This window comes from Chitinophagaceae bacterium (assembly GCA_016717285.1).
Lineage (GTDB): Bacteria > Bacteroidota > Bacteroidia > Chitinophagales > UBA10324 > JACCZZ01.
The window spans coordinates 1594273-1611470 of sequence record JADKFU010000005.1 but is presented as its reverse complement, the minus strand read 5'-3'; the positions used below and the strand labels follow the sequence as shown (position 1 = coordinate 1611470).

12 protein-coding genes are annotated in these 17198 nt (G+C 41.0%); 7 read left to right on the top strand and 5 right to left on the bottom strand.

The features are described 5' to 3' along the window. Window positions 1-37 precede the first annotated feature (37 nt). The 3 genes from IPO83_16375 to IPO83_16365 all read right to left on the bottom strand — a co-directional run bounded on the left by IPO83_16375 (window position 38) and on the right by IPO83_16365 (window position 2997). Window positions 38-1105, bottom strand: a complete 1068-nt coding sequence (locus tag IPO83_16375; GenBank protein MBK9732829.1) for a hypothetical protein — start codon at window positions 1103-1105, stop codon at window positions 38-40. A 97-nt stretch (window positions 1106-1202) separates the two neighbouring features. Then, entirely contained in the window at window positions 1203-1664 is a 462-nt protein-coding gene (locus tag IPO83_16370) for an META domain-containing protein (GenBank protein MBK9732828.1), read from the bottom strand. Between the two features lie 154 nt (window positions 1665-1818). Further along, window positions 1819-2997, bottom strand: coding sequence for an acetyl-CoA C-acyltransferase (locus tag IPO83_16365; GenBank protein MBK9732827.1), 1179 nt, complete (start codon window positions 2995-2997; stop codon window positions 1819-1821). Between the two features lie 435 nt (window positions 2998-3432). On the opposite strand from IPO83_16365, the gene IPO83_16360 reads away from it, so the two are divergent. Continuing rightward, window positions 3433-4707 carry an aspartate kinase gene (locus IPO83_16360; GenBank protein ID MBK9732826.1) on the top strand — a complete coding sequence of 425 codons (1275 nt, stop codon included), beginning with the start codon at window positions 3433-3435 and terminating at the stop codon, window positions 4705-4707. 65 nt (window positions 4708-4772) lie between these two features. Here the strand turns inward: IPO83_16360 and IPO83_16355 are convergent, their stop codons facing one another. Continuing rightward, window positions 4773-5264 carry a hypothetical protein gene (locus tag IPO83_16355; protein ID MBK9732825.1) on the bottom strand — a complete coding sequence of 164 codons (492 nt, stop codon included), beginning with the start codon at window positions 5262-5264 and terminating at the stop codon, window positions 4773-4775. A 349-nt stretch (window positions 5265-5613) separates the two neighbouring features. On the opposite strand from IPO83_16355, the gene IPO83_16350 reads away from it, so the two are divergent. From IPO83_16350 to IPO83_16340, 3 genes are all read left to right on the top strand, one after another. Beyond that, the gene (locus IPO83_16350; protein MBK9732824.1) at window positions 5614-6897 is read left to right on the top strand and encodes an AAA family ATPase; all 1284 of its coding nucleotides are present in this window, start codon (window positions 5614-5616) and stop codon (window positions 6895-6897) included. Between the two features lie 191 nt (window positions 6898-7088). Next, window positions 7089-9284, top strand: coding sequence for a sulfatase-like hydrolase/transferase (locus tag IPO83_16345; protein MBK9732823.1), 2196 nt, complete (start codon window positions 7089-7091; stop codon window positions 9282-9284). Window positions 9285-9523: 239 nt separating this feature from the next. Then, on the top strand, window positions 9524-11701 hold the full coding sequence (locus IPO83_16340) for a sulfatase-like hydrolase/transferase (protein ID MBK9732822.1): 2178 nt from the start codon (window positions 9524-9526) through the stop codon (window positions 11699-11701). Window positions 11702-11747: 46 nt separating this feature from the next. Here the strand turns inward: IPO83_16340 and IPO83_16335 are convergent, their stop codons facing one another. Further along, the gene (locus tag IPO83_16335) at window positions 11748-12221 is read right to left on the bottom strand and encodes a DNA starvation/stationary phase protection protein (GenBank protein MBK9732821.1); all 474 of its coding nucleotides are present in this window, start codon (window positions 12219-12221) and stop codon (window positions 11748-11750) included. 294 nt (window positions 12222-12515) lie between these two features. Between IPO83_16335 and IPO83_16330 the strand changes: the two genes are divergently transcribed. From IPO83_16330 to IPO83_16320, 3 genes are all read left to right on the top strand, one after another. After that, window positions 12516-13325 carry a serine acetyltransferase gene (locus tag IPO83_16330; protein MBK9732820.1) on the top strand — a complete coding sequence of 270 codons (810 nt, stop codon included), beginning with the start codon at window positions 12516-12518 and terminating at the stop codon, window positions 13323-13325. Between the two features lie 41 nt (window positions 13326-13366). After that, entirely contained in the window at window positions 13367-14284 is a 918-nt protein-coding gene (gene cysK / locus IPO83_16325) for a cysteine synthase A (protein ID MBK9732819.1), read from the top strand. Between the two features lie 1548 nt (window positions 14285-15832). After that, window positions 15833-17080: a DEAD/DEAH box helicase gene (locus IPO83_16320; protein MBK9732818.1), complete on the top strand. Its 1248-nt coding sequence runs from the start codon at window positions 15833-15835 to the stop codon at window positions 17078-17080. Window positions 17081-17198: the final 118 nt, after the last annotated feature.

Here is a 17198-nt window from a genome sequence, read left to right as displayed (position 1 = left end):
CATATCGTAGCAGCTTATAACCGCAAGGGTGAACGATCTATTTTCGCTTGTACTTATCCTTCCCAAAATCAACCGGATTTGGAAATGGCACCTCTGTCATAGTTGAAGTGAATACATTGTCAAAATAATTCCACTTGCCATGCTTCCATTGAAAGGCTTCATAAGAACCATCCGGAACATAGGTATAGGGAAGATCCTTTGTAGAAGCGTCTTGTGGTATCAGGTGATCAAAAGTGATCATTTGCAGATCGGCATCGTAATTAAGAGAGACCTGCGCATCCTTTTTATACTCCAATATAAATCGCATGATAGCATTGCGATCCGATTCTTTTCCGAAATTAAAAATCGCTGCACCGAACACCGGCTCCTTCTGTTTTGAAAAACTTAACACTTCCAGTATTTTTTTATTACTGGTCATATTATTTCCATCCCACCCAAAAAGCATGTAATACTTTTTTCCATTCCCCTTTACTTCCATAATCCGGTAATACAAAGCACCAAACCATTTTTCATTGTCTGTAATGGTATCTGCAGGATGCAGGATGTAGTCAGAGTAGTCATACAAAGGAAATAGTTTTAATTCTTTTCCGTTGCGCATTTGAATCGCGCCAAAAAATCGTTGTTTTCCTGAGGTAAGCGGGAGTTGCCAGTTAAAGATGCGGAACGATTTATCTTCCGGTGTGAGGATCGAAATCCTGGTAAGTGAGTCAAAAGGATAATCAAACGAGCCTTCTACTTTTAGCGCTTCCACTAATTTTTTTATAAAATCATAGCAGGCATTTTGACGAATGCCCTGCTCACTGCCATCCAGTATTACATCGTTGATTTGTTTCAGCGAATCTTCATAGTTCATTAATAACTGCATGTTGCCGGAATTGCGCTGGCCTTTTGCTGAGGTTGTCATGAAAATAACAGCCAACAAAATAGCGCCTGCATAAGCCCTCTGTCTTAAAAAATTGCTAATTGAAATATAGAATGGCAACCAGTGAGAAACAGTAAGAGGTTGCAGCGTATGCATGTTATCAAATGAAATTATCAATCGCTGTCTCATCAGATGGGAAGGAAACGTTTCCGTAGAAAGATTATTGGAGCGTTTGAATTTCATGAAGGATAAAAATAAGAAACCAGGTTCTCTTAGGAAACCTGGTTCCTCATTTATTAATTATTTACTTCTGTAATTATATACAGGATTTTATTCCCACTTATTTAGGCAATGGATCAAATGACATCAGTTGCTTTCCTTCTGCATCATTCAGCACCAGTTTACCTTCATAAATAGTGTAATTTTTTGCATTGGGAAGCGCGCTTAGGAAAGCTGTTTCCATTTTCATATCAGGGCAAGACATACGCGTAGTTACAAGATTCCCAAAAGATACGGCATCCTTCTCCGCAGTAAACGCTCCTGAAAAAGTATTACATCCACTGTTTCCGCTCACCGTCATGTTTCTGGGATCGAAGGATAAAGTTGGAATTTGGCCACCATCCGGAGCATTCGCTTTCTGCGCGTTCATAGAGAACAATCGCCAGTTGGTTTCGGATAAGGTAGTAAGTGTCTTGGAAAGTTTAGCAGTAGAAGTCTCAGTTGATGTAGTAGAAGAAGACGTTCCACAGGATGCTATAAACATTGCAACGATCAGCGTTGCGGCAATTGACAAGTTTTTCATGAATTGAATTTGATTTAGGAGGTTAACTATTCGCATTGCTAACACTTGAATGAATGTCTGCTTTGACACAGTTTACAAGCGTGCAAAAAATGTTCAGCTTGCATTAACCCTGCCAAAATTTACTCAAGAGCGTAACTCTACAGAATTCCCCACATCAATTCAGATTTTCAATTACAATGGCACTTGCACCACCGCCGCCATTGCAGATACCTGCCACACCAATCTTTTTTCCTTTTTGTTTCAGTGCGCTCAACAAAGTGATCGTGATCCTTGCGCCGGACGTACCAATGGGATGACCCAATGCAACAGCACCACCATAGATGTTGACGTTTTCAGGATTAAGATGAAGCAGGTTGTTATTCACGATAGAAACCACAGAAAACGCTTCATTAATTTCTGCAAGCTCAGCATCCTTCATTTCGAGTCCGGCCATTTTCATGGCTTTAGGCATCGCAATAGAAGGCGTAGTTGTAAACCATGTCGGATCCTGCGAGGCATCAGCAAACCCGATAATTTTTGCCAGTGGTTTCAAGCCCAATTCTTTTACTTTTTCACCGCTCATCAGAATTACCGCAGCAGCACCATCATTTATTTTCGATGCATTGGCAGCAGTAATGGTCCCATCCTTTTGAAATGCAGGACGCAGCGTCGGAATCTTATCAAACTTCACTTTTTTAATTTCTTCATCTTCTTTCACCATCACCTTATCTTTTCCAACAGTCACTTCCACCCCAACAATCTCATTATTAAAAGCACCTGATTCAGCAGCCTTAATCGCGCGGTTATAAGATTCAATGGCATAATTATCCTGGTCTTCACGGGTAACCTTATATTCCTTCGCACAAATTTCTCCCGCATTACCCATTGCAAAATCACTGTAAGGATCCCACAAGCCATCGCGGATAATGGCATCTATAAGCTGACCGTGACCATAACGATAACCTGTTCTTGCTTTTTCAAGATAATAAGGAGCGTTAGACATGCTTTCCATACCTCCAGCCACCACTATACCATTCACACCCGTCATAATAGATTGTGCACCCAGCATAATTGATTTCATACCCGAAGCGCACACTTTATTGATGGTAGTGCACGGCACCGAAGTCGGTATCCCGGCAGCAATGGAAGCCTGTTGAGCAGGTGCCTGTCCCACATTCGCGCTCAACACATTTCCCATATACACTTCCTGCACCTGGTCTGCATTAATTCCAGCACGTTCTAATGCGGCTTTAATAGCAATGGCACCCAACTGAGGGGCAGTCACTGAAGAAAGTACTCCCCCCAGACTACCTATCGGAGTTCTGGCTACAGACATTATAAAGACTTCATTCATGGTAAGTTATGATTTGATGATGGAGGAAATTATTTGGGTCGAAAATCGTGCAAATTTAGTGGAGTTATCCGTGTGAACAAACGGAAGGAGGAATTAATTCGGGGAATTGAGAATTAAGAATTGAATTGGCAGCAACCACTGATGACCGACGACAAAGAATGACTTTGACTAATTTAGAGTTCAAAATTTAGTGCTTATTGTTAGTCCTTAGTCCTTAGTCGTTAGTCTTTAGTCTTGTTAGAAAATCCTATTTTGTATGTCCCAATTTAATTCCTAATTCCTAATTCCTAATTCCTAATTCCTAATTCCTAATTCCTAATTCCTAATTCCTAATTCCTAATTCCTAATTCCTAATTCCTAATTCCTAATTCCTAATTCCTAATTCCTAATTCCTAATTCCTAATTCCTAATTCCTAATTCCTAATTCTATATCACTTGAAGATTTTCAAATTCGGAGGCGCTTCCATAAAAGATGCAACGGCAATAAAAAATGTAGCAACCATTCTCCAAAAATATAAAGGGGAACAGGTTGTAATTATAGTTTCCGCTTTGGGAAAAACAACCAACGCATTGGAAGCCATTACCAATGCTTATTTCAACAAAACAGGAAAGGCAGCCGTGCTTTTGGAAAAATTAAAGCAGCAGCATTTTGCCATTCTTGCTGAATTATTTCCTGGATCAAATCAAGAAGTGTATGATTCTATAAACAATACGTTTGTTGAAATTGACTGGATTTTAGAAGATCAACCCTTAGATAAATATGATTACATCTATGATCAGATTGTTTCCATCGGGGAAATGGCTGCAACTAAAATAGTGAGCGCTTATCTGAACCATCAAAACATACCTACACAATGGATCGATGTGCGTGATTGTATAAGAACTGACAATACCTATCGTGAAGGAAAAGTAGATTGGGAACTCACTCAAAAAAACATCGCGTTACATGTGTTGCCACTGCTGCAAAATCAGTTCGTACTCACCCAGGGCTTTCTTGGAGGCACTTCTGAAAATTATACCACTACATTAGGTCGGGAAGGATCTGATTATACTGCTGCAATATTCGGGTATTCACTGGATGCCGAAGAGGTTACCATTTGGAAAGATGTTTCCGGTGTGTTGAATGCCGATCCGCGCTATTTCCCTGAAGCGCAAAAAATCGACACCCTCTCCTACCATGAAGCAATTGAAATGACTTATTACGGTGCATCAGTCATTCATCCCAAAACCATCAAGCCGCTGCAGAATAAAAAAATTCCATTGCACGTACGTTCGTTTTTAAGTCCTGCTGCAGAAGGCACTGTCATCCGCGAAATTCCAGTCAATGATAATCAGTTAATGGAAATGATGACTCCGGTAATCGTTTTGAAAACCAACCAGATCCTGATTTCCATGTCAGCTAAAGATTTCTCTTTCATTGCAGAAGACAATCTCAGCTACATATTCGGCATCCTTTCCAGCCATCGTGTAAAAATGAACCTGATGCAAAATGCTGCCATCAGTTTTTCTATTTGCGCGGATAACACAGAAAATATTCCTGCTGCAATCAACGAACTGTCAAAAAGTTTCACGGTAAAAAGCAATGAAAGCTTATCCTTGTTAACTATAAGACACTATACCGAAGCGGTGCTGGAAAGCTATACTTCAGGCAAAAACATTTTACTGGAACAGAAGAGCCGACAAACAGTGCAGGTGGTAATAAAGAATTAGGAATGGAGAATGACTGCCCCAATGACCAATGACTAAGGACTAACTAACGACTAACGACTCACTCCTCACCACTCCGGCCGGTCAAGAATAATTTTCGCAATAACTGCATCTCGCAAATTGACTTTTCTAATGCTTATTACCGGCGCTGCTTTATTATAATCGTAGCCCGATTTTGAAAAGCGCTCTTCTCCCATAGGCGTCCAGGTTCCTTCAGGTGCGCTTTCTTCCTGCGTCATATCGACATCCAAAAACGGCGAGGGTTTTTTCTTTTCAACTTTTGGAACAGGTTTACTGATGGTTTGCACTTTAGCAGGTTCGGCAATTTTTCTCTGCACTGGTTTATCAGGCTTTGCATAAGGTTTGTTTTTCATCTCCACCTCGCGAAAAATATCTCTCATTCGCTCTTCCATGGTAGGTGGTGCCACTTCGCGTACCATGCGGCCGGGTTGGTCTGCATTTTTCTTTGCTTCTTCCTGTGCCGCGTTTCTCTTGCGGGCCTGCATCGCCTGCCAGATAAAATAAGCGATCACTACTAAAATGTAGACGAGGTTTCCCATTGTAATTGATTGAGCCGGTCAAAGTTAAATCTTTCAAACCATAAATATCCGTGACTACTGCTTTTTAAACTCTGCTTTATTCCATTTTGAAGCGGCATCCATGTAATGCCTTATGATTGATTTTCATATCTAATTTTAAAACATTTTTCCAAATGGATTATTCTTATCGCGCTTCCCTCTGCTTCAAATATATGCAGCTATGCGTTGGAAAAATAATTTCCAAACCAATTTGGTTTTCATTGTTTTCATTGGATTGTTGCTCCTTTTGAGAAATGTATGCTGACAAGATCCCAAACAATCATCTTCCATAAAAAAATGTGCAGCGGTTAATGTCTATCTTTAAATCATTATGAAAAATTCAGCACCAGGTGCTCCTATTGAGCTCAATTCCGAATTTCAACAGGCGCTGGAGCGGATGGAAAATTCCGATGAATCTATTTTTCTCACCGGCAAAGCAGGAACAGGCAAGTCCACGCTGATAGATTACTTCCGCAGCAACACGAAGAAAAAAATGGTGGTGCTGGCTCCCACCGGTGTCGCGGCTTTGAATGTCGGCGGACAAACCATTCATTCCTTTTTCCGTTTTGGTCATCATATTTCGCCGGAAAAAGTGCGCAAACAATCTACTTCACTTTTCAACTATTCAAAAATTGATACGATTGTTATTGATGAAATCTCCATGGTTCGCGCGGATCTGCTCGATAGTGTCAGCAGGTTTATGCAACTGAATGGCAGCAACAAAAACCTTCCGTTTGGTGGCGCACAATTGATAATGGTAGGCGATCCGTTTCAATTACCCCCAGTGGTATCAGAAGAAGAATGGCAACTCTTCAATTCAAAATACAACTCCCCGTTTTTTTTTGATGCGTTGATATTCAGGCAGGAAAAATTCAAGACACTTCACCTCAAGAAAATTTACCGGCAGCAGGACGCGGATTTTATCAGCATACTGAATGGAATCCGTGACAATAATATTGATCAACACTTGCTGAACGTATTGAATGAACAATTGGATAACGAAGCTGCACATCACATTCCCAATTTCTACATTTTCTTAACAGGAAGAAACCGGTCAGCCGCTGAAATCAATCTGCGTTCATTAAATAAGCTGCCCGGCATTACAAAAAATTATTCCGCCACTTTAACCGGAGATTTTGATGAAAAATATTTTCCTGCAGACAAATTATTGCTCCTGAAAGAAGGCGCCCAGGTAATGTTTCAAAAAAATGATCCGAAAGGAAGATGGGTTAATGGTACTGTAGGCACTGTTACCAAAATGGAAAATGATAAAGTAACGGTGCTGATGGAAAGCGGTTCAACTGAAGAAGTGGAAACTGCGGTATGGCAAATACTCCGCTATAAATACAACCTCGAGAAAAATAGGGTTGATACAGAAGAAGCAGGTACATTTACTCAATTTCCCATCAAGCTTGCCTGGGCCATCACGGTCCATAAAAGCCAGAGCAAGACCTTCGAAAAAGTAATCATTGATACACGATCCGGATTTTTTGCGCCCGGGCAACTTTATGTAGCCCTTAGCAGATGCAAATCTTTGGAAGGAATTAAACTTACGGCACCTGTTACTTACAAAGACATCATGATCGATGAATACCTGATGAGTTTTTTTTCTTAGCAGCAATTTGATTTTGATAAGTGATTGCCTCGTAAAGTCGCAAAGTCTGCAAAGGAAAAGAGGGAATTTAACCTTGCTTGCTTTGCGCTTTTGCGAGAAAAGCCAAATAGCGGAAAATGTTGTTCAACCGTGTGTACCACTGCTTATTCAATTAAATCAGTCTTATTATATTTGCAAAAAATGAACATATTATGAATCACAAATACCACTTCTTTTTCACCATTCTTTTTTTGCTTGGTAGTGCTGATTTGTTTGCTCAGAATTGCAACCTGATACCCCCTTCTAATCTTTCCATTACAGATCTTTCTTCCTGTCAAGCCACGCTTCACTGGACATCAGGAACAACGGTATTAAAATATACTGTCACCTACAGAAAAACCGGTACCACCCAATGGTCACCAAATAAAAATATTGGCACCAACACTTCCTATCAGTTTACAGGTTTGCTTGCAAATACATCCTACGATTTCTCTGTTGTTTCAAAATGCAGTGATGGCTCAAAAAGTAAAAAAACAAAAATCAGTGCCACTACGCTTAAGTGCACAATACCTTCCAATGTAGATGTTACAGGCATCAATAACCATTCAGCTAAAATAACCGTCACCACTGCCTGCGGATATGATTCGCTGCTCGTGCAATACCGGCCTCTTGGCGGTACACCAAAAAACAAGTCATTTGCCAATTCCCCTTTCTATATTTTGGATGGGTTAACCGAAGATTCAGTGTATGTGGTCCGTGTTTCTACCTGTCCCAAACCTACCAACAACTGGGCGCCAGCCGATACAGTTCACTTGCCGCAACAGCCGAACATTATATTAATCCTGATTGACGACAGCCGCTTCGATTACTTCAGTTGTAATGGTGCACCTCCATTTGTTCATACACCAAACATTGATCGTATTGCCAATGAAGGGGTGAATTTTCAGAGATCATATGTAGTTACTTCATTGTGCGCCCCAAGCCGCGCGACTATTGCAACCGGCCTATTTTCATTGAAAACGGATGTGCTAAACAATAAGCAAGGATTGGATACTACATTTGTAACGGTTCCGGAAGTGTTAAGGCCAAATGGTTATTATACGGCGCTTGTAGGCAAAAATCACCGTACCTTTTTACAGGGAAGTATTTCTGAGTTTAATTATTACCTGCAGTCGGTTGGTTTTGAAGAATCAGATGGAACAGAATACAATTATAATGGTCAGCTGAAATTTATTTTTAAAGAAGACGAGCTCACTTTTACCGACACCGCTGTTGCATTGATTAAGCGCGTAGACGACCCCTTGTTTTTATGGCTGGCATACAGAAATCCTCACATTCCGGTTAAGCCAATGGCATCTTTTAAAGGAATCTATTCCGGTTTTCCGATTGCATGGAAACCGGATACCGCAAAATACACGGTTAACTTCCCATCATATCTGTACGGTGGAATTTCTTCTGATTATGGAGTGCTGCATGGATATACTTTGGATACCACCTTCCGTGATGCGCTGGAAGATATTGCAGGACTTGACAGTTGCATTGGTGAACTTTTTAAAGCGCTGGAAAGCACCAACAAACTTGATAATACATTATTGATCTTCATGTCCGATAATGGTTATATGATGGGAAGTCATTGGCTGGAAGGGAAAACTCATGCTTATGAGCCGTCCATGCGGGTTCCTCTTTTTATCCGCTATCCGGCCTGGTTTGCACCGCAAAGTCATATAAAAGATCAGTTTGCAGTGAATATTGATATAGCTCCAACAATGTATGATGCAGCCGGCATTACATATGAAGGGCCTATGGATGGCCGGTCATTACGGGATCTGTATGATGGCACTTTCAAACGGCAGGAATTCTATTACCTGATGTATGCCAGCGAAGAAGCAGGAGCACCCATCAAAAGATCAATCCGTGATCAATACTACAAGTACATTCATTATAGCTGCAACTCAGATACCGTTGAAGAATTTTTTGATATGGTGAATGATTCATTGGAAATTACCAACCAGATCAATAACAGTGCGTACCAGTCGCTCATTGCCAAGTACCGTTTGAAATATGATTCCATTCGCATCGCATGGCAGGATACCACAGAGGGAACCATTAAACCTTGCTACATTCAAAATCCATTTGCTTTAAAAGCAATGTATGACGAAGCAGAAGAAACGCCGCTTGATCCTGTAGTCTATCCTAATATAACTAACGGTCCAACGGAGATTTACATTCCCTGGACTGAAGCCAGCGTAAGCTTGTTTGATGATCACGGCGCAATTCTTCGCAGTTGGGAAATCAATGAAACGTATTCAACGATGAATCTTGAAAATCTTTCTGACGGAATTTACCTGGTTCGCTTTAATCACGGCGAAAAATCTGTTACGAAAAAAATAGTGCTTACACACCAGTAGCAATTATTATTAATGCTTCTCACAATGTTATGAATGACCCAATTCGGGTCATTCATTTTTATATGTTCAGCAAATAGCAACATTATCTCAATAGTTGTTCGCCGATGTTAAATATTATTTAGCATGGAATTGAAAATGCCCTGGCGCTACTTGAATGAATTACATTGGAGATGCTGCCGCTTTGATTTTATGTTTTTTTCATTTAAGCACACTTGCTATATTTAGTGCAAATACACTTTATGAAATTCACCCGCTACTTTATCCTGGTAATTCTTTTCTTATCAGGAAATATCCAATCCTTCGCCCAAAATTGCAACCTCATTCCTCCTTCCAATCTTTCCATCAGCAACCTGTCATCCTGCAACGCAACACTGCAATGGACATCAGGCACTTCTGTTCAGAAGTTTACCGTTTCTTACAGGATAAAAGGAACCGGTCAATGGTCACCGAATGTGAATGTTGGCACTAATACTTCCTATCAGTTTACCGGTTTGCTTGCCAGTACCAAATACGATTTTTCTGTAGTGTCAAAATGCAATGACGGTACAAAAAGCGAAAGAGTAAAAATTACCGGTAAAACACTCGCCTGTACTTTACCAGACGATGTAAAAGTTACAGCAATCAACAGCACTTCCGCAAAAATCGAGGTAGTCACTTCCTGTAGTTTTGATACTTTATCAATATCATATCAACCTGTCGGTGGTGTGGCGAAAACCAAGTCGTATCCTGTGGCTGCATCTTATACGCTTGATGGTCTAAGCACCGATTCTGTTTATCTCATTCAGGTTTCCACTTGTCCAAAACCAATCACCAGTTGGACGCCAACTGATACACTACATCTGCCTGCATTGCCAAATATCATTTTGATTATTTTGGATGACGGGCGTTATGACTATTTCAGTTGCAATGGTGCTCCTTCATTTGTTCATACACCAAACATTGACCGTATTGCCAATGAAGGCGTGAATTTTCAAAGAAGCTATGTAGTTTCTTCCCTGTGCGCTCCGAGTCGTGCAACAATCGCCACCGGATTATTTACTTTGAAAACAAATGTAAAAGACAATTTGCATCCGCTGAATCCAAGCTTTGTTACCATTCCTGAAGTATTGGGAGAAAACGGATACTATACAGCTTTGGTTGGAAAAAACCACTTCACTTTTTTTCAAGGAAGTGTTCCCGAATTTGACTATTACCTGGCCACCGATATTAAAAAAGAAGATGGAATTCACTACGACTATAATGGCGTGAAAATTATCATCAACAAAGAAGACGAACTCACACACACCGATACTGCCATTGCCCTGATTAATCGCGTTAACGATCCGTTGTTTTTATGGTTGGCTTATCGTGTTCCGCATCTGCCAATAGATCCGCTTCCTTCTTTTAAAGGTGACTATGATGGGTTCCCGATTCCTTGGAAAGCTGACACAGCGAAATACACGGTTAATTACCCTTCTTTTATTTACATCGGTCAGAAAATACACGGCTATACGCTCGACACTACTTATCGCGCTACGCTCGAAGAAATTGCCGGACTTGACAGTTGTATTGGTGAACTCTTTAAAGCCCTGGAAACCACCAATAAGTTGGATAACACATTGCTCATCTTCATGTCGGACAATGGCTATCTGATGGGAAGCCATTGGCTCAATGGAAAAGTAAAATCCTATGAACCTTCCATTCGCATTCCATTATTCATTCGTTATCCGGCATGGTTTGAACCACAAAGCATCATCAAAGACCAGTTTGCTTTGAACATGGATATTGCTCCCACCATCTATGATGCGGCAGGTATTGATTTTACCGGACCTATGGATGGCAGATCACTGAGATCGTTATATGATGGCACGTTTTCCAGGCAGGAATACTATTACCTGATGCCACATAATTCAGGCGATAACAATACGCCGGCGATAAGGTGTATCCGTGATCAGCATTATAAGTATGTTCATTACACCTGCTTCACGGATACGGTAGAAGAGTTTTTTGATATGGTGAATGATTCATTGGAACTAACCAATCAAATTAACAACAGCGCCTACCAGTCATTGATTGCTCAGTACAGAATAAAATATGATTCAATAAGAATCGCCTGGCAGGATATTGCGGTCGGTCCAAAAAAGGAATGCTATATCGAGAATCCTTTTGTGTTAAAAGAAATGTATGAAGAAACAGAATCAACTCCTGACACTCCTTCCATATATCCTAACCTGACAAGTGGTTCCGTAGAAATTTTCATTCCCTGGCCGGATGCGAACGCTGGTTTGTATGATGAACAGGGCGCAGTACTTCGTTCATGGAAGATCACTGATTCCTATTCAAAGACTGATCTGCAAAATTTGCCGGATGGAATTTACCTGCTGCACTTTATGCATCAGGGAGCATCATTTACGGAAAAACTGGTGCTGAAAAAATAAATCCAGAGATGCAAGTGAATGATTTTGTAGTTGGCAAAATCTTTCGTCAATTCAAATATCTGCGAAGCGTCCAGGCAATCGTTTCATGCGATTCCATTAGATTAGTCAGGAAATCTGCAGTTCCGGCATCTTTATACGTGTCTGCACATTCATCTATATTTTTTCTTAGTTGGATGATCACAGATTCATGATCATTTAACAATTCTTTCACCATCTCTTTTGAAGATGGATATTTTCCCGGAGATTCTTTCAAAGTTGATTGGGCAAGAAATTCCCCCATTGTCCCAATTGTTGGACTGCCCAATTTATTAATACGCTCCGCAATCTCATCAATCGACTCTTCTAATAGTGTGTATTGATTTTCGAACAACTTGTGATATTCCATAAAACTTTCGCCTGCTACATTCCAGTGAAATTTACGGGTCTTAATGTAAAGCGTCATTGCATCTGCCAGCCCTGCAGAGAGCATGATCGTGATTGCTTTCAGATTTTTTTCTGAAATACCGATGTTTGGTTTCATCATGGTAATTACTTTTGGTTGAAAAAAATGTTTGTCTTCGGAATGCAGAACAATTATCCGGCCTGACTCTCGAAAGCTTGATGGTTAAAGCCTTAATTGTCATAAGAAAAAGCAAGATGTAAATTCAGCATGAGTTTCCTTGCAATGATTTTCTTTATGCTAATTGCTTGATCTGCAAAAGTTGCAATGAATTCCCGGGAAACGAATTAGAAATGGTTGTAATCAATTAAATTTGTTTAATCAACGAACCGTGAGATTGATACCGGTGCTTTTTTCTAAATTAATTTGCTGCATATGAACAGTCGTCTTCCGTTGGATTTTTCAAACCTTCCTTCCAAAACAGGAACAATCTCTTTTGTAAATGATGCCTTTCACTTTCTGTTTCCCCATGAAAATGAGATTAACGGGCAAGCGATTCATCATTTAAAAGATCAGCAACAATTAATAGCTCAATTGCAGCGGCTTCTGACAATGATGCAACCACGGTTTGTACAAGACATTGATCCGCTCGTAAATAATTTTATGTCACAACTTCCACGCATCAAGAATGAATTGCTCGAAGATGCCGATTTGTTTGTTGAATCAGACCCCGCGGTGGAATCCATTGAAGAAGTGGTGATGGCGTACCCGGGATTTTTTGCTATTGCCGTCTACCGGATATCCAATGCTTTGTATCATTTAAATGTTCCATTGCTTCCACGCATCATCTCGGAGTATGTTCATTCCAAAACTGGTATCGACATACATCCGGGAGCAACTATTGCCGTTCCTTTTTTCATCGATCATGGAACCGGTGTGGTGATCGGACAAACAGCCGAGGTTGGATCGCACGTTAAAATTTACCAGGGCGTAACACTCGGTGCGCTTGCCGTCAGAAAAGAAGCACAAGGAATGAAGCGGCATCCTACCATCGGGGACAGGGTTACTATTTATGCGGGAAGTTGTGTGCTGGGTGGCGATACGATTATCGGACACGATACAGTTATCGGAGGCAATGTATGGCTCACACGAAGTGTTCCCTCACATTCAATTGTTTATCATAAAAGTGAAGTGAAGATCAGGGAAAATGCAACAATTGATGAAGTAATAGATTTTGTTATTTAGCACTATAAAATTCATTCGACACAGCAATCCAAACAACCTTTATGAAAGCAAATAACATTCTCGAAACCATTGGTAACACACCACACCTGCGCATCAACAAATTATTTGGCAGCAATCACGAAGTATGGATCAAACTCGAGCGCTCAAATCCCGGCGGAAGCATCAAAGACCGCATTGCACTTTCTATGATTGAAGATGCTGAAGCACGAGGCGTGCTGAATAAAGGAAGCACCATTATCGAACCTACTTCCGGCAACACAGGCATTGGACTGGCATTGGTAGCAGCAGTAAAAGGATATCCATTGATTCTTGTTATGCCTGACTCCATGAGCATTGAACGCAGAAGACTGATGAAAGCATATGGTGCTACATTTGAATTGACACCACGCGAAAAAGGCATGAAGGGTGCCATGGAAAAAGCGAATGAGATCGCTGCTTCGATTCCCGGATCGTGGGTGCCGCAGCAATTTGATAACCCTGCAAATATTGAGGTGCATCTCAAAGCAACTGCTCAGGAAATAGTGAATGATTTCCCGGAAGGATTCGACTATCTCATCACCGGCGTAGGAACAGGAGGACATATTACAGGTGTTGGACGTCTGCTGAGAGAAAAATTTCCCAACGTGAAAGTCTTTGCAGTTGAACCGATGCTTTCACCAGTCATCAGTGGCGGACAACCTTCTCCCCATCCTATTCAGGGCATCGGCGCAGGTTTTATTCCACATAACCTCGACCTGGATGTGTTGGATGGCACCATACAGGTTACAAAGGAAGAAGCATTTGAATTTGCAATCCGCGCTGCAAAAGAAGAAGCATTATTTGGTGGCATTTCATCAGGTGCAGCCCTTGCCGCTATCGCGAAAAAACTTCCGGAAATCCCTCCAGGCAGTCGCATACTCGGATTTAATTATGATACCGGTGAACGATATCTTTCTATCGAAGGATTGTTTGAGGCGTGAGGTTTTGCATTGTTAAATTGATTAATTGTTTAATTGTTGTGGTCTTCATGGCAATTCGTTAGCGTGTTGCAAATGAAGTGAACGGGCTAGTAGTTTTGATTCGAGTCACCTTTTAAATGTGCAGGAAATTTCCGTTGTATAATTTTTTTAACAAAGTGTATAGCATGCAAAAGCCAAACTTTATTTTTCTTTGCGGTCTTTGCGACTTTGCGAGCAACACTTTAGGTTTGATCCGAGTCACCCTTTATATGTGTAGGACATTTCCGTTGTATAATTTTTCTAACAAAGTGCAAAGCATGCAAAAGCCAAAACTTTATTTTCTTTGCGGCCTTTGCGACTTTACGAGCGAAACTTTAGGTTTGATCCGAGTCACCCTTCATATGTGTAGGACATTTCCGTTGTATAATTTTTTCTAACAAAGTGTAAAGCATGTAAATGCGAAACCTTTTTTTTCTTTGCGGCCTTTGCGACTTTGCGAGCGACTCTTTAGGTTTGATCCGAGTCACCCTTTATATGTGTAGGACATTTCCGTTGTATAATTTTTCTAACAAAGTGCAAAGCATGCAAAAGCCGAAACCTTTATTTTCTTTGCGGCCTTTGCGACTTTACGAGCGACTCTTTAGGTTTGATCCGAGTCACACTTTATATGTGTAGGACATTTCCGTTGTATAATTTTTTCTAGCAAAATGCAAAGCATGCAAAAGCTAAAACCTTTTTTTTGCGGCATTTGCGACTTTACGGGCGACTCTTTAGGTTTGATCCGAGTCACCCTTTATATGTGTAGGACATTTCCGTTGTATAATTTTTCTAACAAAGTGCAAAGCATGCAAAAGCCGAAACCTTATTTTCTTTGCGGCCTTTGCGACTTTGCGAGCGACACTTTAGGTTTGATCCGAGTCACCCTTTATATGTGTAGGACATTTCCGTTGTATAATTTTTCTAACGAAGTGCAAAGCATGCAAAAGCCGAAACCTTTATTTTCTTTGCAGCCTTTGCGACTTTACGAGCGACTCATTAGGTTTGATCCGAGTCACCCTTTATATGTGTAGGACATTTCCGTTGTATAATTTTTCTAACAAAGTGCAAAGCATGCAAAAGCCGAAACCTTTATTTTTTTGCGGCCTTTGCGACTTTGCGAGCGACACTTTAGGTTTGATCCGAGTCACCCTTCATATGTGTAGGACATTTCCGTTGTATAATTTTTCTAACAAAGTGTATAGCATGTAAAAGCGAAACCTTTTTTTTCTTTGCGGCCTTTGCGACTTTGCGAGCACCTCTTTAGGTTTGATTCGAGTCACTCTTTGAATGTGTAGAATATTTCCGCTGCATAATTTTTTTAACAAAGTGCAAAGCATGCAAAAGCCAAAACCTTTATATTCTTTGCGGCCTTTGCGACTTTGCGAGCGACACTTTCAGTTCGTGATCGGCGTTTCGCCCACCACTAACTGCGCTGAAGTCTACTGTGACGCAAACCCTCCATAGATTAATTCAACTAAACTCCCTTTCAATTGCCTATTTTTACGATTCAAACCTCCACCATAATTTATTTTGACGTTCTCTGATTTTAATCTCTGCGAGCCTTTGTTAGAAGGGCTCGATGCAATGGGTTTCCGCAAACCTACTCCGATACAGGAGAAAGTTATTCCGCTGATTTTAAGCGGCAAAGATGTAATTGCAACTGCACAAACAGGTACGGGAAAAACCGCAGCATACCTGTTACCAGTCCTGAACAACATCTCTCACAACAAGATACCGCACACTTCAGTATTGATTGTTGCTCCTACCCGGGAACTGGCGCTCCAGATTGATCAGTCGTTCCAGGGATTGGCCTATTTCACCCACGCAAGTTCTATTGCTGTGTATGGTGGCAGCGACGGTGATGTTTTTGAACGGGAGAAAAAAGCGATGAAAGGCGGTGCTTCTGCCGTGATCGCAACGCCGGGCCGTTTACTCAGTCACCTGAATATGGGGAATTCAAAATTTGACCAGCTCGATTGCCTTATTCTTGATGAAGCAGATAAGATGCTCGACATGGGTTTTTACGACGACATTATCCGCATCATCGGATATGTACCAGCGAAAAGACAAAACCTGTTGTTCAGCGCCACTATGCCACCACGCATGCGCGAACTCGCACGGCGCATCATGAACAATCCGGCTGAAATAAATATCGCGATGAGCAAACCGGCAGAAGGAATTTTACAGGGTGCTTACCTGGTGCACGATACACAAAAAACACCTTTGTTAAAAAAATTACTGGATCCTTCTAAAAATAATTCCACAGAAAAGAAACCGGTAAGTACACTGATCTTCTCTTCCACCAAATCAGGTGTGAAGTCATTGGAAAAAGAATTACGCCAGATGCACCTTCCTGCAAAAGCAATTCACAGCGATTTATCTCAGGAAGAAAGGGAAAATGTATTGTTAAGCTTCAGAACAAAAGAAACGAAAATTTTAGTTGCCACTGATATTTTATCAAGGGGAATTGATATTGACAGCATTGGCTTAGTGGTAAATTATGATGTGCCCGGCGATGCAGAAGATTATGTGCATCGTGTCGGACGCACAGCACGCGCTGAAACCACCGGCGTAGCACTTACCTTCATCAATGAACGTGATCAGCGGAAATTTGCAGAGATAGAAACATTGATTGAACGTACCATTCCTAAAATTGCCTTGCCTCCTGAATTGGGTGAAGGTCCGGTATGGAATCCATCCAAACACCATCCACGGATTTTTGGTGGTGGTGGAAGGAAAAGCGGAAATAGCGGAGGGAGAAATAAGAAACGGAGGTGAGATTTCAAGTATATACTTAGAACACTATCATCATTGCAATAAATCACAATGATATGCTGCTTGTTTCACTTCTGTCACTAGTTTTATAATTACGATTCTGATATTGACACGCCAAAAA